The sequence below is a fragment of the Pseudomonas sp. BIGb0278 genome (assembly GCF_024809895.1).
Taxonomy (GTDB): domain Bacteria; phylum Pseudomonadota; class Gammaproteobacteria; order Pseudomonadales; family Pseudomonadaceae; genus Aquipseudomonas; species Aquipseudomonas shirazensis.
This window is the reverse complement of sequence record NZ_JANUEL010000004.1, coordinates 315,977-338,734: the sequence shown is the minus strand read 5'-3', so window position 1 is coordinate 338,734 and position 22,758 is coordinate 315,977. Positions and strand designations below refer to the sequence as shown.

Below are 22,758 nucleotides of genomic sequence, written 5' to 3'. Positions count from 1 at the left end.
TGTGCTTCTATCTTCAGTCGCAGCCCGATCATCAACCAGCGCCCAGGACCCCCATGCACCACTCGACCCACAGCTTGCTCAGCCCCGCGCCCGGCATCAGCCGGCACCTGCACAGCTTCCAGTTCGGCCCAGCCGGCGCTGGCAAAGTCTACATACAGGCCTCGCTGCACGCCGACGAACTGCCGGGCATGCTGGTCGCCTGGCACCTCAAGCAGCGCCTGCTCGAACTGGAACAGCAAGGCCTGTTGCGTCAGCAGGTCCTGCTGGTGCCAGTGGCCAACCCATTGGGCATCGAGCAAGTGCTGCTGGATGCACCCATGGGCCGCTTCGAGCTGCACAGCGGGGAGAACTTCAACCGCAACTTCGTCGACCTTTCGGACACCATCGGCGACCAGCTCAAAGGCCAATTGACGCAGGACCCGCACCACAACCTTGAGCTGATCCGCGAGCACCTGCGCCGGGGCCTGGACGCGCACCCGGTACGTACCGCGCTGCAGTCCCAGCGCTTGTGCCTGCAAAGACTGGCGTGCGATGCCGACATGGTCCTCGACCTGCACTGCGACTTCGAAGCGGTCGAACACCTGTACACTACGCCGCAGGCCTGGCCGCGGGTCGAGCCGCTGGCGCGCTACCTCGGGGCGCAAGCCAGCCTGCTCGCGACCGACTCGGGCGGGCAGTCGTTCGATGAGTGCTTCAGTCTGGTCTGGTGGCAATTGCAGCAGCGCTTCGGCAAGCGCTACCCGATCCCCGACGGTGGCATTTCGGTCACGCTGGAGCTGCGCGGGCAAGCCGACGTCTGTCACGCGCTGGCGGCCAAGGACTGCCAGGCGATCATCGACTTTCTGACCCACGCGGGCGTTATCGAAGGGCAACCGGCCGAATTACCGGCGCTGCTCCATCCGGCCACGCCACTGGCCGCAGTGGAACCCGTCAGCACCCCCCAGGGCGGGCTGCTGGTATTCCACGCAAAACCCGGCCAATACCTGCAAGCCGGGCAACTGATTGCCGAGGTGATCGACCCACTCACCGATCAGGTCAGTTCGCTGCGCAATCAACAGGCCGGGCTGCTGTATGCCCGTAGCGTTCGGCGCATGGCAACCAGCGGCATGGTCGTCGCCCATGTCGCGGGCGAGCAGATTTGCCGCAGTGGTTACCTGTTGGGCAACTAACAGGTAAACCAATCGGCACGCACGGCGGTCTGTAGAAACACAGCCTTTGACGGATCCACGCATGCCCGCCACAACCGACCTTGCCAACGCCTGGTTTGCCACGCGTGGATTCAAACCCTTCGCCTTTCAGCGCCAGGTCTGGGCCGCCGTCGAGCGTGGCGAGTCGGGACTGGTGCATGCCAGCACCGGCTCTGGCAAAACCTACGCGGTATGGCTGGCCGCCCTGCGCGCCTATGCGCGCACGGCCAACCCGAGCGGTAAGCCGGCGCCGCTGCAGGTGCTGTGGATCACGCCGATGCGTGCGCTGGCAGCGGATACAGCACGTGCCCTGCAGGCACCGCTGGATGACCTGGAACTGAACTGGAACGTCGGCGTGCGCAGTGGTGATACCAGCTCTGCCGAGCGCGCCCGCCAAGCCCGGCGACTGCCCAGCACGCTGGTGACCACTCCAGAAAGCCTGACCCTGTTGCTGACCCGCGCCCAGGCCAATGAAGACTTTGCGCAGCTGCGCATGGTGGTGGTCGACGAATGGCACGAGTTGCTTGGCAACAAGCGTGGCGTGCAGCTCCAGTTGGCGTTGGCGCGCTTGCGCCGCTGGCATCCCGGGCTGGTGGTGTGGGGGCTGTCGGCAACCTTGGGCAATCTTGAGCACGCCCGCGATGTGCTGTTGCCCGCCGGTGGCTCACTGGTCAAAGGGCGTCAGGACAAACGTTTTGTCGTCGACACGTTATTGCCGGCGGCAATCGAGCGTTTCCCTTGGGCCGGCCACATGGGCCTGAAAATGCTCAAGCAGGTCAGTGCCGAAATCGACGCCAGTGAAAGCTGCCTGGTCTTCACCAATACCCGCGCGCAAGCCGAGCTGTGGTATCAGGCACTTCTCGAGCACCGCCCTGACTGGGCCGGCTTGATCGCCCTGCACCATGCCTCGTTGGCTCGGCAGACCCGCGACTGGGTAGAGCGCAGTCTCAAGCAAGGCTCGCTCAAGGCGGTGATCTGCACGTCAAGCCTGGACCTTGGGGTGGATTTTCTGCCAGTAGAGCGGGTACTGCAGATTGGCTCGGCCAAGGGTATCGCGCGTTTGATGCAGCGTGCGGGTCGATCCGGGCATGCGCCCGGGCGCGCCTCGCGGATTACCCTGGTGCCGACCCACAGCCTCGAGCTGGTAGAGGCCGCCGCTGCTCGCCATGCCCTGGCCGCCGGCCAGATCGAGGCACGCCAGTCGCCGCGGCTAAGCATGGATGTGCTGGTGCAGCATCTGGTCAGCATGGCGCTGGGCAGCGGCTTTCGCCCGGCAGAACTGCTTGAGGAAGTGCGCAGCACCTGGGCCTTTCGCGAACTGCGCGACAGCCAATGGCAATGGGCACTGGATTTTGTCTGCCATGGCGGCAGCTCGCTGACGGCCTACCCTGACTACCAGCGCGTCGAAGCCCACGCCGACGGCATCTGGCGGGTGGCCAACGAGCGCCTGGCGCGGCGCCATCGGATGGGCATCGGCACCATCGTCAGCGATGCCAGTATTCAGCTCAAATACTGGAGCAAGGGCGGCGGCGGCAAACAGCTGGGCAGCGTCGAGGAATCATTTATCGCGCGCCTCAAACCCGGCGATACGCTGGTGTTTGCCGGCCGCGTGCTGGAGCTGGTGCGGGTCGAGAACATGACCGCCTATGTACGCCGCAGTACCGCTCGCAAGGCGGCGATTGCCCGCTGGAATGGCGGCCGTATGCCGCTGTCGAGCGAACTGGCGGACGCCTTGGTGGAGCGCCTGGATGCCGCAGCCCATGACCACTTCGACGGCCCGGAAATGCGCGCCGTGCGACCTCTGCTGGAGTTGCAGGCGACTTGGTCGGCGCTGCCCACCCAGCACACCCTGCTGGCCGAGACATTCACTTCAAGACAAGGCTCGCATCTGTTTCTGTACCCATTCGCCGGACGCATGGCCAACCTGGGCCTGGCCAATCTGATAGCGTGGCGCGTGAGCCGGGTGCAGCCATTGTCGGTGTCCATTGCGGTCAATGATTACGGCTTCGAGCTGGTCAGCCCCAGCACGGTCGACTGGGCCACGTATCTGCCGCGGGCGTTGAGCACGGATGATCTGCTCGAAGATGCACTGGCCAGCTTGAATGCGGGCGAAATGGCGCTGCGGCGCTTTCGCGAAATCGCGCAGATTTCCGGGCTGGTGTTCGGCGGCTACCCGGCCGCGCAGAAGAGCACTCGACAGATTCAGGCCTCCAGCGGATTGTTCTACGAGGTATTTCGCAAGCACGACGCCGACAATCTGTTGCTCGGCCAAGCGCGGGATGAGGTGCTGCGCGAAGAACTGGAAATCGAGCGGCTGCATCGGCAGTTGCTCAAATTGAGTACGCTGCATCTGGATCTGCACGACCTGCGTCGCCCCGGACCATTGGCTTTCGCGCTGTTGGTAGAAGGCATGCGCGAGACCCTGAGCACAGAAAAACTGGCCGACCGCATTGCACGGATGGTGGCTGATCTGGAAAAAGTCGCCGACGCACCCAAGGGGCGAACGCGGCGCGGGAGCTGAGCCTCGCCCTGAGTACAAGGACTTCTATGCAGCACCTGGAAATCGAACACTGCGGCGAAACACTCTGGCTGCTGCCGGACAAGGCCATGTACTGGCCAGCGCGGCGGGCCTTGTTGGTCGCTGATGTGCACATCGGCAAGGCGGCAAGCTATCGCGCATTGAATCAGCCAGTGCCGCGCGGCACCACCGATGCCACCCTCGCCCGCCTTGATGCGTTGCTTACCGAGCACGCTTGCGAGCAATTGATTGTACTCGGCGATTTCTTGCACGCCCGCCACGCTCAGGCGCCAGCGATCATCGCCAAGCTCAAGGCCTGGCGCGAGCGGCATGCTCAGGTGCAGATGATTCTGGTGCGCGGCAACCATGACCGCCATGCCGGCGACCCACCGACGGAACTGAACATCGAGATCAAGGAAGAACCGTGGCTATACGGCCCGTTTGCCCTGCAGCACGAGCCCACGGCAAACCCTCCGCACACGGTGCTGGCAGGGCACGTACATCCGGTTTACGTACTCCGTGGCAGAGCCCGGCAGCGGTTGCGCTTGCCGTGCTTTCTAATCAACAAGGAGGTCTGCCTGTTGCCCGCATTCGGCGAATTCACCGGGGGCTGGACGGTCGAACCCGACGCAGCCACCCGCGTGTTTCTGGCGGGGGCTGAGCGGGTCTGGGCAGTGCAGCGTTAATTACGCAACAGGAGTAGGCGGTATGTCGTCCGGCAAGGTCGGTACACCCGGCTCGGTCGGTTGATGCTCACCCGGCTGAGGCGGCTGCGGGCTGTCCGGGTCCGGCTGGCCGGGCACTCCTCCTGCCTGCACAGGCAGTGGTGGCTGCGCCAACAGCGACCAGGCCAGCAGGCCGATCTGGTTAGGCTGGAGATGAGCCAGCTGGGCACTGACAGTGGTATGGAGTTTCATAGGCAGCTCCTCACGGGGGCCGGCGTACGTCATGCACGCCGCAACTGTTACCCCGTTGGAGTGCCTTGCGGGCAACTAATTCCCCGCGCTCGTCGGCTCAGGTCCGCGGCAGGGTGACCCCACGCTGGCCCTGGTACTTGCCGCCACGGTCTTTATAAGAGACTTCGCACTCTTCATCGGACTCGAGGAACAGCATCTGCGCCACGCCTTCGTTGGCGTAAATCTTTGCCGGCAAGGTGGTGGTGTTGGAGAACTCCAGGGTCACGTGGCCTTCCCACTCTGGCTCGAGCGGCGTGACGTTGACGATGATGCCGCAGCGCGCGTAGGTGCTTTTGCCCAGGCAGATGGTCAGGACGTTGCGCGGTATGCGGAAGTACTCGACGGTGCGCGCCAGGGCGAACGAGTTCGGCGGGATGATGCAGACGTCGCTTTTGACGTCGACAAAGCTGCCGGCGTCGAAGTTTTTCGGGTCGACCGTGGCCGAATTGATGTTGGTGAAGACCTTGAATTCGTCTGCGCAGCGCACGTCGTAGCCGTAGCTGGAAACGCCGAAGGAAATCACCCGGCTGGCTTCGTCACCGCGCACCTGGCGCTCGACGAAGGGTTCGATCATGCCGTGTTCCTGCGCCATGCGGCGAATCCACTTGTCTGATTTGATGCTCATGGCGGGTGTCCTGAAGGCTGCAAGGTAAAAAACGAGAAGCGCATCTTACCGGTCCCGGCCTCCGGGTTAAAGTTCCCCGGCCGTATCCCACGCCGGACGGGGCTTGCAGCCGCCGCCGATCCGATTTTGAGCAAAGCCGCGTTTGACCATTGGCAGGCTGAAGAAAGTGGGGTATGGTGACGTCACTGTGCTGCACGTGACACCGAGAACTCTAGTTAGATGCACGATCCCAATCTGCCCATCGCTGAATTTTCCGACTCTTTGCACTCAGTCCGGCCAGGGCATTTCCTGCGCCGATAATTACTTTGTCCAAGGAGACAGACACATGTCCAACCGTCAAAACGGTACCGTCAAGTGGTTCAACGATGAAAAAGGCTACGGCTTCATCACCCCTCAATCGGGTGACGACCTGTTCGTGCACTTCAAAGCCATCCAAGCTGACGGCTTCAAAACTCTGAAAGAAGGCCAAGCCGTAACTTTCGTCGCTACCCGCGGCCAGAAAGGTATGCAGGCTGAAGAAGTTCAACTGGGTTAATTCCAGCTGGCTTCAAAAAAACCCGCTTCGGCGGGTTTTTTTATGCCTGCAATTTAGCTATCAGACCAGCGCGAACGGCATCCCCACTTACGCAGGGATGCCGAGATATCAGTCTTCGCTGATGGTGATGCTCGGCATGGCCGGAGCGGCTGCTTCCTGCAGCACGATACGTGCACCGACCTGCCGCGCCAGTTCCTGGTAGACCATGGCAATCTGACTTTCCGGCTCGGCAATCGCAGTCGGCTTGCCGCTGTCAGCCTGCTCGCGAATCAGCATCGACAGCGGCAGCGACGCCAGCAAGTCGACACCGTATTGCGAGGCCAGCTTGGCACCGCCGCCCTCACCGAACAGGTGCTCGGCATGGCCACAGTTAGAGCAGATATGCACGGCCATGTTCTCCACCACGCCAAGTACCGGGATGTTGACCTTGCGGAACATCTCCACACCCTTGCGCGCGTCAAGCAGGGCCAGGTCCTGCGGCGTGGTCACGATCACCGAACCGGCCACCGGGACTTTCTGCGCCAGGGTCAGCTGGATATCGCCAGTGCCCGGCGGCATGTCGATCACCAGGTAGTCCAGATCATCCCAGGCCGTCTGGGTCACCAGTTGCAGCAGGGCGCCGGAGACCATCGGCCCGCGCCAGACCATCGGCGTGTTGTCGTCGGTCAGAAATGCCATCGACATCACTTCGACGCCGTGCGCCTTGATCGGCACAAACCACTTCTGCTCACGAATCTGCGGTCGAGTACCTTCGGCGATACCGAACATCACGCCCTGGCTTGGGCCATAGATATCGGCATCGAGAATACCCACCCGCGCCCCTTCGCGCGCCAACGCCAAGGCCAGGTTGGCCGAAGTGGTCGACTTGCCTACGCCACCTTTGCCCGAGGCAACAGCGATGATGTTCTTCACGTTGGCCATGCCGGGCACTTGCGCCTGGGCCTTGTGTGCGCTGATCACACAATCGATCGAGACGTTGGCGGCAGTTACGCCCTCTATGTTCTCGACAGCGGTCTGCAATACCTGCGCCCAGCCATTCTTGAACAGCCCGGCAGCATAGCCCAACTGCAGCTGCACGCTGACCTGGCTACCCTGGATGTCGATCGCGCGTACGCAACCGGCGCTGACCGGGTCCTGGTTCAGGTAGGGATCGGTGTACTGGCGAAGCGCGGCTTCGACATCGGCACGTGTGACGGCACTCATGGAGGCTCCCATAGGCAAGATCTGAAGGTGAGACAGGCGCCTATGCTAACCCGTCAATCGTCAGCAGGTACGTCGATGGGGTGAAATATATTCGCTGTCGCTTTATAGTGGCCGATCAACTTTGTATCCCGTCTAGCCAGAGTAATAGCCGAGCCACCATGTCCGAGCCACGTCAGATTCTCGTCACCAGCGCCCTGCCCTATGCCAACGGTTCCATTCACCTTGGCCATATGCTCGAGTACATCCAGACGGACATGTGGGTTCGCTTCCAGAAGCTGCGCGGCAACCAGTGCACCTATGTCTGCGCCGACGACGCCCACGGCTCGGCGATCATGCTGCGTGCCGAAAAAGAAGGCATCACCCCCGAGCAGTTGATCGCCGACGTGCAGGCCGAGCACAGCAGTGACTTTGCCGAATTCCTGGTCGACTTCGACAACTTCCACTCGACCCACAGCGATGAAAACCGCGAACTGTCGAGCATGATCTACACCCGCCTGCGCGACGCCGGGCACATCGCCAACCGCTCGGTCACGCAGTACTTCGACCCGGAAAAAGGGATGTTCCTGGCCGACCGCTTCATCAAGGGCACCTGCCCCAAGTGCGCGGCTGAAGATCAGTACGGCGACAACTGCGAGAAGTGCGGCGCAACTTACGCCCCGACCGAACTGAAGAACCCCAAGTCAGCGATCTCTGGCGCCACGCCAGTACTCAAGGACTCCAAGCACTTCTTCTTCAAGCTGCCTGACTTCCAGGCCATGCTGCAGCAGTGGACCCGCAGTGGCACCCTGCAGGACGCCGTTGCCAACAAACTCGCCGAGTGGCTCGACTCCGGTCTGCAGGAGTGGGACATCTCCCGCGACGCACCGTATTTCGGCTTCGAAATCCCGGATGAGCCAGGCAAGTACTTCTACGTCTGGCTGGACGCGCCCATCGGCTACATGGCCAGCTTCAAGAACCTCTGCGCACGCCGCCCGGAGCTGGACTTCGATGCGTACTGGAAGGCCGACTCGACCACCGAGCTGTATCACTTCATCGGCAAGGACATCGTCAACTTCCACGCCCTGTTCTGGCCGGCCATGCTCGAAGGCGCAGGCCTGCGCAAGCCGACTGCAATCAACGTGCACGGCTACCTGACGGTCAACGGCGCGAAGATGTCGAAGTCGCGTGGCACCTTCATCAAGGCGCGTACTTACCTCGACCACCTGGCGCCGGAATACCTGCGTTATTACTACGCCGCCAAACTTGGCCGCGGCGTCGATGACCTCGACCTGAACCTGGAAGACTTCATCCAGAAGGTCAACTCCGACCTGGTCGGCAAAGTGGTGAACATTGCCAGCCGTTGCGCAGGCTTCATCCACAAAGGCAATGCCGGTGTGATGGTCGGCGGTGATGCCGAGCCTGAGCTGACCGAAGCCTTTGCCGCCGCCGCGCCATCGATCGCCGAAGCCTACGAGGCACGCGACTTTGCCCGCGCCATGCGCGAAATCATGGCCCTGGCCGACCGCGCCAACGCCTGGATTGCCGACAAGGCGCCGTGGTCGCTGGCCAAACAGGAAGGCAAGCAGGACGAGGTTCATGCCATCTGCGCCCAAGGCATCAACCTGTTCCGCCAGCTGGTGATCTTCCTCAAACCGGTATTGCCAGTGCTGGCAGCAGACGCCGAGGCCTTCCTCAACGTCGCCCCGCTGCGCTGGGACGATCACCAGTCACGCCTGGAAAACCATCAGCTGAATGCGTTCAAGCCACTGATGAGCCGCATCGAACCGGCCAAGGTCGAAGCCATGATCGCCGCCAGCAAGGAAGACCTGCTCGCCTCCCAGGCGCCCAGCGCCCCTGCTGGCAATGGCGAGCTGAGCAAGGATCCGCTGGCTGCGGAAATCGAATTCGACACCTTCGCCGCCGTCGACCTGCGCGTGGCCCTGATCGTCAAAGCCGAAGCAGTACCGGGTGCCGACAAGCTGCTGCAACTGACCCTGGACATCGGCGACGAGCGTCGCAACGTGTTCTCCGGGATCAAGTCGGCCTACCCTGACCCGTCGTTGCTGGAAGGCCGCCTGACCATGATGGTGGCCAACCTCAAGCCCCGCAAGATGCGCTTCGGCATCTCCGAGGGCATGGTCATGGCAGCCGGCCCTGGCGGCGAAGAGATCTACCTGCTCAGCCCTGACAGCGGCGCCAAGCCAGGCCAGCGCATCAAGTAACCGAGCAACAACGCCCCGGCCAAGTGCCGGGGCGTTGTTTTGGCCAACGTGGCCAGCGACCATCGCCTCCCCGCCTCAAACGAGAGCCTAGCCTTTCATGAATGCCGCCAAACGCCTGGAGATCTTTCGTCGGCTGCACGAAGACAACCCAGAGCCCAAGACCGAACTCGCCTACACCACACCATTTGAATTGCTGATTGCGGTGATCCTGTCAGCCCAGGCCACCGATGTCGGCGTCAACAAGGCCACGGCGCGCCTGTATCCGGTTGCCAATACGCCCGAGGCGATCTACGCCCTCGGCGTCGACGGGCTAAGCGCCTACATCCGCACCATCGGCTTGTACAACAGCAAGGCGAAAAACGTCATCGAAACCTGCAGGCTGCTGATTGAGCTGCATGGCAGCGTAGTCCCCGACAACCGCGAAGCACTCGAGGCGCTGCCAGGCGTGGGCCGCAAGACCGCCAACGTGGTGCTCAATACGGCGTTCAGGCAACCCACCATGGCCGTCGACACGCATATTTTCCGCGTCAGCAACCGCACCGGGATCGCCCCTGGCAAGACCGTGCTGGAAGTGGAAAAAAAGCTGATGCGCTTTGTTCCCAAGGATTACCTGCTCGATGCTCATCACTGGCTGATCCTCCACGGCCGCTACGTATGCCAGGCGCGCAAGCCGCGCTGCGGCAGCTGCCGCATCGAGGATTTGTGCGAATACCGACTAAAAACCTCGGACGATTGAGCCGATAGCCAGAACACCCCCTCCCTGATTGAAAAAATCTTTTTTACCAGACCAGAGATTCTCGTTATAAGGTCGGCCAATGGCCCCTTGGCTTGGAGTAACTCATGAGCACTGACAAAGAAGACCTGGTGATCGATGACGATCTGGTACTGAGCACCGATGACGAGCCGGAGCCGCGGGTAGAAGTTGCCAAGACCAACCTGGACAAGCGTCGCACCATTGACAACTTGCTGGAGGAGCGACGCCTGCAGCGGCAACTCGCCGATTACGACTACGACCTGTAAAACCACGATCTGTAAACAGGCCGGCACCAAGCCTGCTCAGGCCAGCCCATGACGCTGGGCAAGCTCGATCAGATCGACCAGTGAGCGAGCATTGAGCTTGAGCAGCAGCCGGGTTTTATAGGTGCTGACGGTCTTGTTGCTGAGGAACATGCTTTCGGCGATATCCTTGTTGCTCTTGCCCCTGGCCAATTGCTGCAGCACCATCATCTCACGCGCAGAAAGGCGCTCGACCATTTCGGTCTCGGTCCCACGACTGATGGCGCTGCGAGCCTTGTGCAGGGCTTGATTGGGGAAATAGCTGTAGCCCGAGAGCACCGCCTTGATTGCACTGAGCAATTCGGTCAGTTCCTGCTGCTTGCAGACATAGCCGGCCGCGCCGGCCTGCATGCAGCGCATGGAGAAATGCCCTGGCGCCTGCGACGTCAACACCAGTACCTTGCTGCTGGGGCTGGCGAGGCCGATGCGGCCAATCACCTCAAGCCCATCGAGCTTGGGTATACCGATGTCCAGGACCACGATATCTGGCAGGTAGTCCCGGGTCAGCTGCAGCGCATCTACGCCGTTGTCGGTTTCTGCCACAACGTCATAACCATGCCGCTCCATCAGCATGCGCACAGCAAGGCGAATGACCGGGTGATCATCCACGATAAGCACTTTATTCATGCGACATCCATTGATTTATTTTTTTATCCAGCCGCCACCATAACCGAGCGCAACGGCAAATAGCGCGGGGGGTGGGGCCCGTAGGACACGCAGAGATGAAACCTACATTAATCAAGGAAATTTCCTACAAACAGGCATCTTAGGAAATCATGCCCCCTGCCCTCTATTCCAGACGGCAGCCTGGCGACACGAGCGCTCTTCAAGCCAGCATCATCGCTGACGCATGCAGGATCAATCAGCCCACAACGCAGGACTCGACATCAATGCTCTGATGACGCGGCGGCACTCTAACCAAGCGAGGAACTCGGCTACCTTTTCGGCGCACGCTGCGACGGGTAAACAGGAGCTATATCGACGGGGGCTGCCAACATGAAAAATGAAAAAAGTCTGAGTCCTTTGACACTCATAGCGATTTTTGCAGGCATCGTCGAGGCATCGGCGTTGGCCTCGCTGCCGTTCCTGAGCGAGGCCAGCCAGATGATCTACACATGGTTTCTGGTCGGCTTTCCATTTTTTCTCACGGTACTGTTCTTTCTGACCCTGAACTTCAATCACCAGACCCTTTACCAGCCCGCTGCACATGAAGCGGCGCAGCAGCAGCCAGCAATCGAGGCGGAGCGAATGCATGGGCAGGCCTCGGCGACCATTGCGTTTTCCGGTCCGGACGCAGGTGTTCTGATAGAACAGCATATCCACCGCACGCTGGCCGACCCAGAGCCGAGCGCGCGCAGCTGGACGCTGTACAACCTGGACGCGCACAAGCAGATCTATCTGGCTGTCGAGGCGCTCGCCGACACCCCTCAGTCAGTGCTGTTCGAGGTCGCTGGCGGGCAAAAAAAACCCCGGCGCTAGGCCGGGGTTGATCACGCCATCTGGCAGTCGATCACAGCAGCGAACGACCTTTGTTAGCGGCGATCCTCATACGCAGTGCGTTGAGCTTGATGAAGCCAGCCGCGTCAGCCTGATTGTACGCACCGCCATCTTCCTCGAAGGTAGCGATGTTGGCATCGAACAACGAATCGTCGGATTTGCGCCCGACTACGGTGACGTTGCCTTTGTACAGCTTCAAGCGCACTACGCCGTTCACGTTGACCTGCGAAGCGTCGATCATCTGCTGCAGCATGATCCGCTCCGGGCTCCACCAGTAGCCGGTGTAGATCAGGCTGGCGTACTTGGGCATCAGCTCGTCTTTCAGGTGAGCCACTTCACGGTCGAGGGTGATCGACTCGATGGCGCGGTGAGCGCGCAGCATGATGGTGCCGCCAGGGGTCTCGTAGCAGCCACGCGACTTCATGCCGACGTAACGGTTCTCGACGATGTCCAGACGGCCGATGCCGTTGGCGCCGCCGATGCGGTTGAGGTCGGCCAGCACGGTAGCTGGCGACTTGTCGACGCCGTCGATGGCAACGATGTCGCCATTGCGGAAGGTCAGCTCGAGGTAGGTCGCCTGGTCAGGGGCGTTCTCCGGGGAGACGCTCCACTTCCACATGTCTTCTTCGTGCTCGGTCCAGGTGTCTTCCAGCACGCCGCCTTCATAGGAGATGTGCAGCAGGTTGGCGTCCATCGAGTACGGCGACTTCTTCTTGCCGTGGCGCTCGATCGGGATGCCGTGCTTCTCGGCGTAATCCATCAGCTTCTCGCGGGACAGCAGGTCCCACTCGCGCCATGGTGCAATGACCTTGACGCCTGGCTTGAGCGCGTAGGCGCCGAGCTCGAAACGAACCTGGTCGTTGCCCTTGCCGGTCGCACCGTGGGAAATGGCGTCAGCGCCAGTTTCGTTGGCGATCTCGATCAGACGTTTGGCGATCAGCGGACGCGCGATGGAAGTACCCAGCAGGTACTCGCCTTCGTAGACGGTGTTGGCGCGGAACATCGGGAACACGAAGTCACGCACGAATTCTTCGCGCAGGTCATCGATGTAGATTTCTTTCACGCCCATCGCCTGAGCCTTGGCGCGGGCCGGTTCGACCTCTTCGCCCTGGCCGAGGTCAGCGGTGAAGGTCACCACTTCGCAGTTGTAGGTGTCCTGCAGCCACTTGAGAATCACCGAAGTATCAAGGCCGCCGGAATACGCCAGTACGACCTTATTTACGTCCGCCATGCCATCACTCCACGGGGTTTACGGAAAGCCGTCGATTCTACCGACCTCGCGGGCAAATTTACAGTGGGGCGACAGCTTCTGACGACAAAGCGACAAGAACTTTCGATACAGCGACCAACGGTCGCGGATCTGGCTGTTTACAGTTGCTTGGCCGCAGGCGCAGGGGCCACAGGAGCGCCAGCCGGGGAAGGCTCGAGCGCTCTTTCCGCCGGTTTGGCCACTGGCGTTACGCGATCCAGTTCGATGTTGACGCGACGGTTACGCGCCCGATTGGCCGCGCTGTTGTTCTTCGCCAGCGGGTAGCGCTCGCCATGGAAGCGCACGATGATCTGCGTTTCAGGCACACCATGTGCTACCAGGTACTCGGCAACCGCCAGCGCCCGGCGCCGCGAGTCCTCGCGATTGGCCAGACGATTGCCGCCGTTGTCGGAATGACCGTTGAGTTCGATGTGATTGACCGTCGGATCGGCCTTCAGGTAATCGAGAATCACGTCCAGCCGAGCCCGGCCATTACTGTCCAGTTCAACCCCACGCGGGAAGGCGACCTGCGTCTGGCGAATCTGGTCGTAGTTCATCGGCAATAGCTTGCTCGCGCACAGCTGATAGTCGTTGAACGCCTTGGCAAAGCTGACGGGCAACACTCGCACTTCCATTGCTCGACCACCCTCGCCGGCATGGTTGCGCACGACCGTGCTGCGCCCATCCATCAGGCCGTTGATCAAGCGACTGGCCTGGCCTTGCGAGGACGTGAACAACACCCCACTGCGGGCCAGGCGTACGGCACCGAGACTGACATCACTGCGCCCCGGCTGCCATGGCGCAGCGGCGGCGAGCAAGGTGGCAGAGCCGGCGCCGAGCAGGTTGGTGTCCGAGCGCAGGCGGAAGGTTGGTTGCTCGCCTGCGCGACGCACGAACTCGCCACTGCCAAAGCCGTCTATCGGCTGGACCAGGCGGCACTCGAACTGATCGCCTTCGACCGTCCAGGCGATGTTCTCCATCCGGGTCTGGAAGGTCAATGCGCCTGCCGGCAGGCTGGCAAACAAGGTGAACAGGGCTAGGTAACGCTGGCGCACGGGCGGCTCCACAAATTCTGACGGCTTACCTGCAGGCTATCGGTCGCGCGCCGGAAAACTTGATAGCCGTGCTCGACCAAGGGTTTTCCGGTAGCATTCGCACTTGAGTTCGACCCGCCTGGAATCCCCAATGTCCGACCGCCTGACCCTCCTGCGTCCCGATGACTGGCATATCCATCTGCGCGATGGTGCTGTCCTGCCCCACACCGTTGGCGACGTAGCGCGTACCTTCGCCCGCGCCATTGTCATGCCCAACACGGTTCCGCCGGTGCGCGATGCCGCCGAAGCGGGTGCCTACCGCGAGCGGATCCTTGCCGCGCGCCCAGTTGGCAGCCGCTTCGAGCCGCTGATGGTGCTGTACCTTACCGACCGTACCAGTGCCGATGACATCCGCGCGGCCAAGGCCAGTGGTTTTGTCTACGCCGCCAAGCTGTACCCGGCTGGCGCCACGACCAACTCCGATTCCGGCGTGACCAGCATCGACAAGATCTTCCCGGCCATCGAAGCCCTTGCCGAAACCGGCATGCCGCTGCTGGTGCACGGTGAAGTGACGCATGCCGATGTCGATGTGTTCGACCGCGAAAAACGCTTTATCGACGAGCACATGCGCCGTCTGGTCGACCGCTTCCCGACGCTCAAGGTGGTGTTCGAACACATCACCACGGCCGATGCCGCGCAGTTTGTCAGTGAAGCACCGGCCAATGTCGGTGCGACCATCACCGCTCAGCACTTGCTGTACAACCGCAATCACATGCTGGTCGGCGGTATTCGCCCGCACTTCTATTGCCTGCCGATCCTCAAGCGCAACACCCACCAGGTGGCGCTGCTGGACGCGGCTACCAGCGGCAATCGCAAGTTCTTCCTTGGCACCGACTCGGCGCCCCACGCCCAGCACGCCAAGGAAGCCGCCTGCGGCTGCGCCGGTTGCTACACCGCGTATGCGGCGATCGAGATGTACGCCGAAGCGTTCGAGCAGCGCAACGCGCTGGACAAGCTGGAAGGTTTTGCCAGCCTGCATGGCCCAGCGTTCTATGGCCTGCCGGCAAACACCGACCGGATTACCCTGGTCCGTGAAGAATGGACTGCGCCAAGCAGCCTGCCGTTTGGCGACAACCTTGTGATTCCGCTGCGCGCCGGTGAAAAACTGCGCTGGCGCCTGCTGGAGGAAAACGCGTGAGCGAAGATCTGTACGAAGACGACCAGGAAGCTTCCAGCGGTGGCCCACGCCACCCGATGGCCGAGCGCTTCCGCGGTTACCTGCCGGTTGTTATCGATGTCGAGACCGGTGGCTTCAACAGCGCTACCGATGCCCTGCTGGAGATCGCTGCGGTCACCATCGGCATGGACGAGAAGGGTTTCCTGTTCCCTGAGCACACGCACTTCTTCCGCGTCGAGCCGTTTGAAGGCGCCAACATCGAGGCGGCGGCACTGGAGTTCACCGGGATCAAGCTTGACCACCCACTGCGCATGGCAGTGAGTGAAGAGAGCGCGCTGACCGAAATCTTCCGCAGCGTTCGCAAGTCGCTCAAGTCCAACGGCTGCAAGCGGGCGATCCTGGTCGGCCACAACAGCAGCTTTGACCTGGGCTTCCTCAATGCTGCGGTTGCGCGCAATGACCTCAAGCGCAATCCGTTCCACCCGTTCTCCAGCTTCGACACTGCTACCCTGGCCGGGCTAGCCTACGGGCAGACCGTACTGGCGCGAGCATGCCAGAGCGCCGACATCGATTTCGACGGCCGTGAGGCGCATTCGGCGCGTTATGACACCGAGAAGACTGCCGAGCTGTTCTGCGGCATCGTCAACCGCTGGAAGGATCTGGGCGGCTGGCGCGATTGATGATCAGCTTACCGCTGCTGCGTCCCGAGACGCGCAGCGGATATAAAAAAACCGGCCACCAGGGCCGGTTTTTTTATGCGTGGCGATTACAGCTTGCCGGCATTCTCGCTCAGGTAGGCAGCAACGCCTTCTGGCGAAGCGTTCATGCCCTTGTCGCCTTTTTTCCAGTTGGCAGGGCAGACTTCGCCGTGCTCTTCGTGGAATTGCAGAGCGTCAACCAGACGCAGCAGCTCATCCATGTTACGGCCCAGCGGCAGGTCGTTGATGATCTGCGAGCGGACAACGCCGTTCAGGTCGATCAGGAAGGCGCCACGGAAGGCTACGCCGCCTTCGGACTCAACGTCGTAGGCCTTGCAGATTTCGTGGGTGATGTCAGCCGCCAGGGTGTACTTGACCTGGCCGATGCCGCCGTTGTTGACCGGAGTGTTACGCCAGGCGTTGTGAGTGAAGTGCGAGTCGATCGACACGCCGATCACTTCGACGTTGCGCGCAGCGAAGTCCGGAATGCGGTTGTCCAACGCGATCAGCTCGGACGGGCAGACGAAGGTGAAGTCCAGCGGGTAGAAGAATACCAGGCCGTACTTGCCCTTGATCGCCGAAGCGAGGTTGAAGCTGTCGACGATTTCGCCGTTGCCCAGCACAGCTGGAACGGTGAAGTCGGGGGCTTGTTTACCAACGAGTACGCTCATCGTTATCTCCTGATGAAGGTGAAAAAACGTTGCCCGGCGGCAAACCCGCCAAGCATCCAGCAAAGGCTGACCATCATACACAGGTTAAGGTGACAGGCAGAATCCAACCGCCGGTCGCCCTTGCGCATTTAGTTTCAGAAACCGCTTTGACAAGCATTCTCATTACTATTACTCTCCAACGCATCGACTCAACGACGATGGTCAGCCTCTATGTATGTGTGTCTTTGTGTCGGCGTCACCGACGGACAGATTCGCGATGCGATCTACGAGGGATGCTGTAGCTACAAGGAAGTCCGTGCGGCCACCAACGTGGCGAGCCAATGCGGCAAGTGCGCGTGCCTTGCCAAGCAGGTGGTGCGTGAGACGTTGACCGACCTCCAGGTCAGCCAGCAGCCCGCCCTGCCCTACCCCGTCGAATTTAATGCAGTCTGATTTCCCCCGTATTTTGAAGAACCGGACCTTGTGTCCGGTTTTTTTATGCCTTTAATTCAATAAGTTAGCGTGCCAACGCGGTTCACAAACATTCTTATTCCGATTAAATTTCATTTATTATTCAACAACTTAGGTTTGACACTGGAAGTTGTCCGGCTCAGACTTCGGGTATTGACACACTCAACACGGCAGGAATACGGACATGAAAGGCGACGTCAGCGTCATCCAGCATCTCAACAAGATCCTCGGGAACGAGCTGGTCGCTATCAACCAGTACTTCCTGCACGCGCGTATGTATGAAGACTGGGGCCTCAACGCCCTGGGCAAGCGCGAGTACAAAGAGTCCATCGAGGCGATGAAGGACGCAGACAAGCTGATCAAGCGCATCCTGTTCCTCGAAGGCCTGCCTAACGTGCAGGACCTGGGTAAGCTGCTGATCGGCGAGCACTCCAAAGAGATGCTGGAATGCGACCTGAAGATCGAGCAAAGCGGTCTGATCGATCTCAAGGCAGCTATTGCGCACTGCGAAACTTCTGGCGACTTCGGCTCGCGGGAAATGCTGGAAGACATCCTTGAATCCAAGGAAGAGCACATCGACTGGCTGGAAACCCAGCTGAGCCTGATCGACAAGATCAGCATCGAGAACTACCTGCAGTCGCAGATGGGCGAAGAGTAACGCTCAAGCCCATACGAAAAAGCCCCGCCAAGTGCGGGGCTTTTTCATGCCTGGGCAAACAACTTTGGCTGCTTGCCCAGCAAGGTCAATCAGGCTTCGGAAGCCTTGGCAGCATTGGCAGCCGCTTCCTTGACCAGCTTTTGCAGCTCACCGTTCTCGAACATCTCGATCATGATGTCGCTGCCGCCGACCAGTTCACCGGCAACCCACAGCTGTGGGAAGGTCGGCCAGTTGGCGTACTTGGGCAGGTTGGCGCGAATTTCCGGGTTCTGCAGGATGTCGACATAGGCGAATTTCTCGCCACAGCCCATGACAGCCTGGGCCGCCTTGGACGAGAAGCCGCACTGAGGCGCGTTCGGCGAGCCTTTCATGTAAAGCAGAATGGTGTTGTTGGCAATCTGCTCTTTGATTGTTTCGATGATATCCATGAAGCACCTCGTCTGAACTTTCCGACTCGATGGTCGGCACGGTCAGCCATTGTATCGGAAAGCCCGGCCGTGGGTCGACCTGCACGCGGTCGGATCAGCAGTGCGCGTTCAAACGGCCGCGACCCGCACCGGCACACCATTCAACGCTGCATTACCCGACACGGCGTCACGCTGCAGCTCGTCGGTAAGATCATTGGCACTGACCCCTGGCTGCTCAGCGGCGATCTGCAATTGCGCGCCCTGGCGGCGATGGCCGAAGCCATGGGGCAGGCTGACCACGCCGGGCATGATCTCGCTGCTGGCCTGCACGTCCACCTCGACCACGCCCGTGCGCGATTGAATGCTCACGCGCTGGCCATCACTCAACTGACGCTGCTGCATATCATCGGGATGCATCAGCAACTGATGGCGCGGCTTGCCTTTTACCAGCCGATGAAAGTTATGCATCCACGAATTGTTGCTGCGCACGTGCCGGCGACCGATCAACAGCAGCTCGTCCGGCGCTGCCGGGGCCTGTCTGGCAAGGCGCTGCAAGTCTTCAAGCAGTTGCGTCGGCGCTGCCTCGACCACTTTGCCGGGGGTAGCCAGGCGTGCTGCCAGGTTGGCGCGCAAGGGCCCCAGGTCCAGGCCGTGTGGATGCTGATCCAGGGCGTCCAGTGACAACGCCCACGGCGACGCCTGGCCATAGAGGCCGTGGCGCAAGGCCAGGTCGATCATCTGCGCCGGGGGCATGGTCGGCTTCAGTTCCTTCTGCGCACGCCTGGCGAACGCCTTGGCCAGACCAACGAAGATCTCCCAGTCGTGCAGTGCACCGGCAGGCTTGGCCAGCACTGCCCGATTGAAACGGGTGACATTGCGCACCGCCAGCAGGTTGAAGGTGGTGTCGTAGTGGTCGTTTTCCAGTGCCGTGGTCGACGGCAAGATCAGGTCAGCGTGGCGCGTGGTTTCGTTGAGGTACAGGTCGATGCTGAGCATGAACTCAAGGCCGCCCAAGGCCTGGTCCAGTTGACGGCCATTGGGCGTCGACAGTACCGGATTGCCCGCCACGGTGATCAGCGCCCGCACCTGGTCAGCACCGGGCACGAGCATCTCCTCGGCCAAAGCGGCCACGGGTAGCTCGCCGGCGTATTCCGGCAACCCGGAGACGCGGCTCTGCCAGGCATTGAAATGGCCGCCTGAGGTTGTAGCGACCAGATCCACCGCAGGCTCGGTGCACAACGCCCCACCGACCCGATCAAGATTGCCGGTCACCAGATTGATCAGCTGGATCAGCCAATGGCAAAGGCTGCCGAAGGCCTGGGTCGAGACGCCCATGCGGCCATAACAGACCGCCCGTTCGGCTGCAGCGAAATCCCGCGCCAGTTGCCGAATCTGCTCGGCAGGCACCCCGCACACTGCGCTCATGCGCTCAACATCGAACGGCGCAATCGCTGCGCGGACCTGCTCCAGGCCATTGACCGGCAGGTGCGAGCTCTTGGCCAGATCCTCTGCAAACAGGGTATTGAGCAAGCCACACAACAATGCAGCGTCAGTGCCCGGGCGAATGAACAGGTGCTGATCGGCAATGGCGGCCGTTTCGCTGCGGCGCGGATCGATCACCACCAGTTGCCCGCCACGGGCGTGCAGTGCTTTGAGGCGCTTGTGCACGTCCGGTACGGTCATGATACTGCCATTGGAGGCCAGCGGATTGCCGCCCAGAATCAGCATGAAGTCGGTGTGATCGATGTCCGGGATCGGCAGCAACAGGCCGTGGCCATACATCAGATGGCTGGTCAGGTGCTGCGGAAGTTGGTCCACCGAGGTTGCCGAAAAGCGGTTGCGGGTCTTTAGCAGGCCAAGGAAGTAGTTGCTGTGGGTCATCAGCCCGTAGTTGTGCACGCTGGGGTTGCCCTGATACACCGCCACCGCGTTGCGCCCGTGCGCCTGCTGAATGCTCCAGAGTTTCTCTGCAGCCAGTTCGAATGCAGTCTCCCAGGCGATCGGCTGCCAGCGCTCGCCAACCCGTTGCAGCGGTTGTCGGAGGCGATCCGGATCGTCCTGTATATCCTCCAACGCGACAGCCTTGGGGCAAATATGGCCGCGGCTGAACGTATCGAGCGGATCACCTTTGATCGAGACGATGCGCGCAGCCGCGCCGACAGGCTGGTCGATCTCGATATTCAGGCCACAGATGGCCTCGCACAGGTGACACGCGCGATGATGCACAGTGGTGGCCATGGTCGACTCGCTCCGCTCAAGGGAAGCAGCCACTATGGGCCGGGCTGAGAGCGCTCGCCAGCGCACTTCGCCGGCTGAATCTTGCGCCATCAGGCAGGCGATTAACGACAGCAGGTTTGCCAAGCCCCTCACCCGCCGTGTAAAACCTCTGTAATGAATAAAAAACGGCGCCGGGCCATAGGCTTAGGACATCCGTTGATACAGGCGCACGGTGAACCCCCTTTGTTTCACGCGACATTTAATTATAGTATTGCGCCTTTCCCTATTTCGTCCGCTCCGTGCGGCTTACGCCGCAGGTCTCTCCCGTTGTCAATTAAAGCCAACGCAGGCCTGCGAACCGTTGCAATTAAGGTAGTCAATCATGAGCGCAAGGCACTTTCTCTCCCTGATGGATTTCACTGCTGACGAATTGCTCGGCGTGATCCGTCGCGGCATCGAGCTGAAGGACCTGCGTAACCGCGGCGTGCTGTTCGAGCCACTGAAGAACCGGGTGCTGGGGATGATCTTCGAGAAAGCCTCGACCCGGACCCGCCTGTCGTTCGAAGCCGGCATGATCCAGCTTGGTGGCCAGGCGATCTTCCTGTCGCCGCGCGACACTCAGCTGGGCCGTGGTGAACCGATCGCCGACAGCGCCATCGTCATGTCGCGCATGCTCGATGCGGTGATGATCCGTACCCACCACCACAGCATCCTCACCGAATTTGCGGCCAACTCGCGGGTGCCGGTGATCAACGCCCTGTCCGATGAGTCGCACCCGTGCCAGCTGCTGGCCGACATGCAGACCTTCCTCGAACACCGTGGCTCGATCCAGGGCAAGACCGTGGCCTGGATCGGCGACGGCTACAACATGTGCAACTCCTACATCGAAGCCGCCCAGCAGTTCGACTTCCAGCTGCGCATCGCCTGCCCGGAAGGCTACGAGCCTGATCCACGCTTCCTCGCCCTTGCCGGTGAGCGGGTGCAGATCGTGCGCGACCCCAAGCAAGCGATTGCCGGCGCGCACCTGGTTACCACCGATGTCTGGACTTCCATGGGCCAGGAAGAGGAAACTGCACGGCGCCTGGCGCATTTCGCACCGTATCAGGTCACCCGCGAACTGCTCGACCTGGCTGCACCCGACGCCTTGTTCATGCACTGCCTGCCCGCCCACCGTGGCGAGGAAATCAGCCTGGACCTGCTCGACGACCCACGTTCGGTCGCCTGGGACCAAGCTGAAAACCGCCTGCATGCACAAAAGGCCCTTCTCGAATTTCTTGTCGAACCGGCTTACCACCACGCATGAGTCATCCGTTATTGCTCAACCTGCGCAACCTCGCCTGCGGCTATGGCGAGCAGCGCATCGTCCAGAACCTCAATCTGCACCTCAACGCAGGCGACATCGGTTGTCTGCTCGGGTCATCGGGTTGCGGCAAGACCACCACACTGCGGGCGATTGCCGGCTTCGAGCCGGTGCACGACGGTGAAATCCAGCTCGCTGGCGAAGTCATCTCGCGGGCGGGTTTTACCCTGTCACCAGAGAAGCGCCGGATCGGCATGGTGTTCCAGGACTACGCGCTGTTTCCGCACCTGACCGTCGCGCAAAACATTGCCTTCGGCATCAGCAAGCACCCACGCCAGGCAGCTGTGGTTGAAGAGATGCTCGAGCTGGTCAAGCTCGTCGGGCTCGGTGGGCGTTACCCGCACGAGCTGTCCGGCGGCCAGCAACAGCGCGTTGCCCTGGCCCGAGCACTGGCGCCGGAGCCGCAACTGCTGTTGCTCGACGAGCCGTTCTCCAACCTTGACGTGGAACTGCGCAGGCGCCTCAGCCATGAGGTGCGCGACATCCTCAAAAGCCGTGGCACCAGCGCCATTCTGGTTACGCATGATCAGGAAGAGGCGTTTGCCGTCAGCGATCATGTCGGCGTGTTCAAAGAAGGTCGGCTGGAGCAGTGGGATACCCCCTACAACCTGTATCACGAACCGCAGACGCCGTTTGTGGCCAGCTTCATCGGGCAGGGCTATTTCATTCGTGGGCAGATGAGCAGCCATGAAGCGGTGACCACCGAGCTCGGCGAGCTGCGTGGCAATCGCGCCTACACCATGGCCGTTGGCAGTTCGGTTGACGTGTTGCTGCGCCCGGACGACATCGTCCATGCGCCAGACAGCCCCCTGCGCGCCAGCGTGGTTGGCAAGAGCTTCCTCGGTGCCTCAACGTTGTATCGCCTGCAGCTGGCGACCGGCAGCCAGCTGGAAGCGATCTTCGCCAGCCACATCGATCATCAGGTCGGCCAGGACGTCGGCATTGCAGTGAAGGCCGATCACCTCGTGCTGTTCCCGGTGCCGGGCAGCGTCGCCACCCAGCACGCTCGTCAGGAAAACGGCGTTCGCCGTTACAGCTCGGCGAACTGAGACACGGCTT

General features: G+C 61.3%; 23 protein-coding genes. 14 read left to right on the top strand and 9 right to left on the bottom strand.

The genetic code is table 11. From position 1 onward, the window contains the following. The first annotated feature begins 53 nt into the window (after window positions 1-53). The 3 genes from M2396_RS16945 to pdeM all read left to right on the top strand — a co-directional run bounded on the left by M2396_RS16945 (window position 54) and on the right by pdeM (window position 4,391). On the top strand, window positions 54-1,169 hold the full coding sequence (locus M2396_RS16945; protein WP_259076175.1) for a succinylglutamate desuccinylase/aspartoacylase family protein: 1,116 nt from the start codon (window positions 54-56) through the stop codon (window positions 1,167-1,169). A 61-nt stretch (window positions 1,170-1,230) separates the two neighbouring features. Beyond that, window positions 1,231-3,708 carry a ligase-associated DNA damage response DEXH box helicase gene (locus M2396_RS16940; RefSeq protein ID WP_259076174.1) on the top strand — a complete coding sequence of 826 codons (2,478 nt, stop codon included), beginning with the start codon at window positions 1,231-1,233 and terminating at the stop codon, window positions 3,706-3,708. A 26-nt stretch (window positions 3,709-3,734) separates the two neighbouring features. Continuing rightward, window positions 3,735-4,391 carry a ligase-associated DNA damage response endonuclease PdeM gene (pdeM, locus tag M2396_RS16935; protein ID WP_150572235.1) on the top strand — a complete coding sequence of 219 codons (657 nt, stop codon included), beginning with the start codon at window positions 3,735-3,737 and terminating at the stop codon, window positions 4,389-4,391. Here pdeM and M2396_RS16930 read toward each other — a convergent pair whose 3' ends face one another. Together M2396_RS16930 and dcd are read right to left on the bottom strand one after the other, a co-directional pair. Beyond that, a complete protein-coding gene (locus tag M2396_RS16930; RefSeq protein WP_101321826.1) occupies window positions 4,392-4,622 on the bottom strand; it encodes a hypothetical protein in 231 nt (76 codons plus the stop codon). A gap of 97 nt (window positions 4,623-4,719) precedes the next feature. Continuing rightward, a complete protein-coding gene (dcd, locus tag M2396_RS16925) occupies window positions 4,720-5,286 on the bottom strand; it encodes a dCTP deaminase (protein ID WP_101321827.1) in 567 nt (188 codons plus the stop codon). 325 nt (window positions 5,287-5,611) lie between these two features. Between dcd and M2396_RS16920 the strand changes: the two genes are divergently transcribed. Beyond that, window positions 5,612-5,821, top strand: a complete 210-nt coding sequence (locus M2396_RS16920) for a cold-shock protein (RefSeq protein WP_101321828.1) — start codon at window positions 5,612-5,614, stop codon at window positions 5,819-5,821. A 108-nt stretch (window positions 5,822-5,929) separates the two neighbouring features. On the opposite strand, the gene apbC is transcribed toward M2396_RS16920, so the two are convergent. Next, the gene (gene apbC / locus M2396_RS16915) at window positions 5,930-7,024 is read right to left on the bottom strand and encodes an iron-sulfur cluster carrier protein ApbC (RefSeq protein WP_101321829.1); all 1,095 of its coding nucleotides are present in this window, start codon (window positions 7,022-7,024) and stop codon (window positions 5,930-5,932) included. Between the two features lie 158 nt (window positions 7,025-7,182). Here apbC and metG point away from each other — a divergent pair, with 158 nt between their 5' ends. The 3 genes from metG to M2396_RS16900 all read left to right on the top strand — a co-directional run bounded on the left by metG (window position 7,183) and on the right by M2396_RS16900 (window position 10,245). Next, complete coding sequence (gene metG / locus M2396_RS16910) at window positions 7,183-9,225, top strand: methionine--tRNA ligase (protein WP_259076168.1); 2,043 nt, start codon at window positions 7,183-7,185, stop codon at window positions 9,223-9,225. Window positions 9,226-9,322: 97 nt separating this feature from the next. Then, entirely contained in the window at window positions 9,323-9,961 is a 639-nt protein-coding gene (nth, locus tag M2396_RS16905) for an endonuclease III (protein ID WP_259076165.1), read from the top strand. Between the two features lie 104 nt (window positions 9,962-10,065). Further along, window positions 10,066-10,245: a PA3496 family putative envelope integrity protein gene (locus M2396_RS16900; RefSeq protein ID WP_101321832.1), complete on the top strand. Its 180-nt coding sequence runs from the start codon at window positions 10,066-10,068 to the stop codon at window positions 10,243-10,245. A 36-nt stretch (window positions 10,246-10,281) separates the two neighbouring features. Here M2396_RS16900 and M2396_RS16895 read toward each other — a convergent pair whose 3' ends face one another. Continuing rightward, window positions 10,282-10,908, bottom strand: a complete 627-nt coding sequence (locus M2396_RS16895) for a response regulator transcription factor (protein WP_101321833.1) — start codon at window positions 10,906-10,908, stop codon at window positions 10,282-10,284. Between the two features lie 369 nt (window positions 10,909-11,277). On the opposite strand from M2396_RS16895, the gene M2396_RS16890 reads away from it, so the two are divergent. Continuing rightward, entirely contained in the window at window positions 11,278-11,760 is a 483-nt protein-coding gene (locus tag M2396_RS16890) for a hypothetical protein (RefSeq protein WP_259076161.1), read from the top strand. Window positions 11,761-11,791: 31 nt separating this feature from the next. On the opposite strand, the gene M2396_RS16885 is transcribed toward M2396_RS16890, so the two are convergent. Together M2396_RS16885 and M2396_RS16880 are read right to left on the bottom strand one after the other, a co-directional pair. Beyond that, window positions 11,792-13,009, bottom strand: a complete 1,218-nt coding sequence (locus tag M2396_RS16885; RefSeq protein ID WP_101321835.1) for an argininosuccinate synthase — start codon at window positions 13,007-13,009, stop codon at window positions 11,792-11,794. Between the two features lie 137 nt (window positions 13,010-13,146). Further along, window positions 13,147-14,082: an OmpA family protein gene (locus tag M2396_RS16880; protein WP_220632455.1), complete on the bottom strand. Its 936-nt coding sequence runs from the start codon at window positions 14,080-14,082 to the stop codon at window positions 13,147-13,149. Between the two features lie 130 nt (window positions 14,083-14,212). Here M2396_RS16880 and pyrC point away from each other — a divergent pair, with 130 nt between their 5' ends. Further along, window positions 14,213-15,259, top strand: coding sequence for a dihydroorotase (gene pyrC / locus M2396_RS16875; protein WP_101321837.1), 1,047 nt, complete (start codon window positions 14,213-14,215; stop codon window positions 15,257-15,259). Window positions 15,260-15,315: 56 nt separating this feature from the next. After that, window positions 15,316-15,918, top strand: a complete 603-nt coding sequence (gene rnt, locus M2396_RS16870) for a ribonuclease T (RefSeq protein WP_189691781.1) — start codon at window positions 15,316-15,318, stop codon at window positions 15,916-15,918. A gap of 86 nt (window positions 15,919-16,004) precedes the next feature. Here rnt and M2396_RS16865 read toward each other — a convergent pair whose 3' ends face one another. After that, the gene (locus M2396_RS16865; RefSeq protein ID WP_101321839.1) at window positions 16,005-16,607 is read right to left on the bottom strand and encodes a peroxiredoxin; all 603 of its coding nucleotides are present in this window, start codon (window positions 16,605-16,607) and stop codon (window positions 16,005-16,007) included. A gap of 210 nt (window positions 16,608-16,817) precedes the next feature. Between M2396_RS16865 and M2396_RS16860 the strand changes: the two genes are divergently transcribed. Next, window positions 16,818-17,039: a bacterioferritin-associated ferredoxin gene (locus tag M2396_RS16860; protein ID WP_101321840.1), complete on the top strand. Its 222-nt coding sequence runs from the start codon at window positions 16,818-16,820 to the stop codon at window positions 17,037-17,039. Between the two features lie 202 nt (window positions 17,040-17,241). After that, a complete protein-coding gene (bfr, locus tag M2396_RS16855) occupies window positions 17,242-17,715 on the top strand; it encodes a bacterioferritin (protein WP_103438360.1) in 474 nt (157 codons plus the stop codon). A gap of 89 nt (window positions 17,716-17,804) precedes the next feature. Here bfr and grxD read toward each other — a convergent pair whose 3' ends face one another. Both grxD and M2396_RS16845 read right to left on the bottom strand, forming a co-directional pair. Further along, complete coding sequence (gene grxD / locus M2396_RS16850; protein ID WP_101321842.1) at window positions 17,805-18,143, bottom strand: Grx4 family monothiol glutaredoxin; 339 nt, start codon at window positions 18,141-18,143, stop codon at window positions 17,805-17,807. 108 nt (window positions 18,144-18,251) lie between these two features. Continuing rightward, the gene (locus M2396_RS16845) at window positions 18,252-20,360 is read right to left on the bottom strand and encodes a molybdopterin oxidoreductase family protein (RefSeq protein ID WP_259076140.1); all 2,109 of its coding nucleotides are present in this window, start codon (window positions 20,358-20,360) and stop codon (window positions 18,252-18,254) included. Window positions 20,361-20,721: 361 nt separating this feature from the next. Between M2396_RS16845 and argF the strand changes: the two genes are divergently transcribed. Both argF and M2396_RS16835 read left to right on the top strand, forming a co-directional pair. Beyond that, window positions 20,722-21,642: an ornithine carbamoyltransferase gene (gene argF / locus M2396_RS16840; RefSeq protein WP_101321844.1), complete on the top strand. Its 921-nt coding sequence runs from the start codon at window positions 20,722-20,724 to the stop codon at window positions 21,640-21,642. Beyond that, window positions 21,639-22,748, top strand: a complete 1,110-nt coding sequence (locus M2396_RS16835; RefSeq protein ID WP_101321845.1) for an ABC transporter ATP-binding protein — start codon at window positions 21,639-21,641, stop codon at window positions 22,746-22,748. The genes argF and M2396_RS16835 overlap by 4 nt, the downstream gene beginning before the upstream one ends. The last annotated feature ends 10 nt before the right edge of the window (window positions 22,749-22,758 follow it).

What these genes read in the sequence shown, in the direction of transcription:
- M2396_RS16945 (WP_259076175.1), top strand. Translation starts at nt 54, where the DNA reads ATGCACCACTCGACCCACAGCTTGCTCAGCCCCGCGCCCGGCATCAGC.
- M2396_RS16940 (WP_259076174.1), top strand. Translation starts at nt 1,231, where the DNA reads ATGCCCGCCACAACCGACCTTGCCAACGCCTGGTTTGCCACGCGTGGA.
- pdeM (WP_150572235.1), top strand. Translation starts at nt 3,735, where the DNA reads ATGCAGCACCTGGAAATCGAACACTGCGGCGAAACACTCTGGCTGCTG.
- M2396_RS16930 (WP_101321826.1), bottom strand. Translation starts at nt 4,622, where the DNA reads ATGAAACTCCATACCACTGTCAGTGCCCAGCTGGCTCATCTCCAGCCT.
- dcd (WP_101321827.1), bottom strand. Translation starts at nt 5,286, where the DNA reads ATGAGCATCAAATCAGACAAGTGGATTCGCCGCATGGCGCAGGAACAC.
- M2396_RS16920 (WP_101321828.1), top strand. Translation starts at nt 5,612, where the DNA reads ATGTCCAACCGTCAAAACGGTACCGTCAAGTGGTTCAACGATGAAAAA.
- apbC (WP_101321829.1), bottom strand. Translation starts at nt 7,024, where the DNA reads ATGAGTGCCGTCACACGTGCCGATGTCGAAGCCGCGCTTCGCCAGTAC.
- metG (WP_259076168.1), top strand. Translation starts at nt 7,183, where the DNA reads ATGTCCGAGCCACGTCAGATTCTCGTCACCAGCGCCCTGCCCTATGCC.
- nth (WP_259076165.1), top strand. Translation starts at nt 9,323, where the DNA reads ATGAATGCCGCCAAACGCCTGGAGATCTTTCGTCGGCTGCACGAAGAC.
- M2396_RS16900 (WP_101321832.1), top strand. Translation starts at nt 10,066, where the DNA reads ATGAGCACTGACAAAGAAGACCTGGTGATCGATGACGATCTGGTACTG.
- M2396_RS16895 (WP_101321833.1), bottom strand. Translation starts at nt 10,908, where the DNA reads ATGAATAAAGTGCTTATCGTGGATGATCACCCGGTCATTCGCCTTGCT.
- M2396_RS16890 (WP_259076161.1), top strand. Translation starts at nt 11,278, where the DNA reads ATGAAAAATGAAAAAAGTCTGAGTCCTTTGACACTCATAGCGATTTTT.
- M2396_RS16885 (WP_101321835.1), bottom strand. Translation starts at nt 13,009, where the DNA reads ATGGCGGACGTAAATAAGGTCGTACTGGCGTATTCCGGCGGCCTTGAT.
- pyrC (WP_101321837.1), top strand. Translation starts at nt 14,213, where the DNA reads ATGTCCGACCGCCTGACCCTCCTGCGTCCCGATGACTGGCATATCCAT.
- rnt (WP_189691781.1), top strand. Translation starts at nt 15,316, where the DNA reads ATGGCCGAGCGCTTCCGCGGTTACCTGCCGGTTGTTATCGATGTCGAG.
- M2396_RS16865 (WP_101321839.1), bottom strand. Translation starts at nt 16,607, where the DNA reads ATGAGCGTACTCGTTGGTAAACAAGCCCCCGACTTCACCGTTCCAGCT.
- M2396_RS16860 (WP_101321840.1), top strand. Translation starts at nt 16,818, where the DNA reads ATGTATGTGTGTCTTTGTGTCGGCGTCACCGACGGACAGATTCGCGAT.
- bfr (WP_103438360.1), top strand. Translation starts at nt 17,242, where the DNA reads ATGAAAGGCGACGTCAGCGTCATCCAGCATCTCAACAAGATCCTCGGG.
- grxD (WP_101321842.1), bottom strand. Translation starts at nt 18,143, where the DNA reads ATGGATATCATCGAAACAATCAAAGAGCAGATTGCCAACAACACCATT.
- M2396_RS16845 (WP_259076140.1), bottom strand. Translation starts at nt 20,360, where the DNA reads ATGGCCACCACTGTGCATCATCGCGCGTGTCACCTGTGCGAGGCCATC.
- argF (WP_101321844.1), top strand. Translation starts at nt 20,722, where the DNA reads ATGAGCGCAAGGCACTTTCTCTCCCTGATGGATTTCACTGCTGACGAA.
- M2396_RS16835 (WP_101321845.1), top strand. Translation starts at nt 21,639, where the DNA reads ATGAGTCATCCGTTATTGCTCAACCTGCGCAACCTCGCCTGCGGCTAT.